Source organism: Elizabethkingia argenteiflava, from assembly GCF_009904105.1.
In the GTDB taxonomy this organism is placed as follows: Bacteria; Bacteroidota; Bacteroidia; order Flavobacteriales; family Weeksellaceae; genus Elizabethkingia; species Elizabethkingia argenteiflava.
The window spans coordinates 1-482 of the sequence record NZ_JAAABJ010000077.1; the positions used below are offsets into that span (position 1 = coordinate 1).

1 protein-coding gene is annotated in these 482 nt (G+C 44.4%); it reads left to right on the plus strand.

Annotation, left to right across the window (positions count from 1 at the left end):
• On the plus strand, window positions 1-482 hold a 482-nt coding region (locus GNY06_RS00385; protein WP_176589914.1), incomplete at both ends, for an IS256 family transposase.

Genomic DNA, 482 nt, shown 5'->3' on the forward strand with positions numbered 1-482 from the left:
ATTTCTCATGCAGAGATATCCCGTATTTCCTATAGTGTACTACCCGAGGTTCAAGAATGGAGAAACCGTCCTCTTGAAACCGTCTATCCATTTATATGTCTGGATTGTATGTTTTTCAAGGTAAGGGTGAATGGTGCTGTTGACACCCGTGCGTTCTATAATATCCTCGGGGTTGATATCGCAGGAAAAAAGGATGTACTTGGGCTTTATAGTTCAGAAAATGAAGGGGCCAAACTCTGGCTTGGAGTTCTCACTGATCTGAAGAAACGCGGTGTGGACGATATTATGATTGCCTGCATAGACGGCCTGAAAGGTTTCCCCGAAGCGGTTGAGGCTGTATTTCCTAAAACCAGGGTACAACTTTGGGTGGTTCATCAAATCCGCTGCTCCATGCGCTATGTTCCTGACAGGGATAAAAAAGCGGTTATGGAGGATATGAAGCCAATCTACAAGGCTAATAATGAAGAGCAGGGATATCAAAG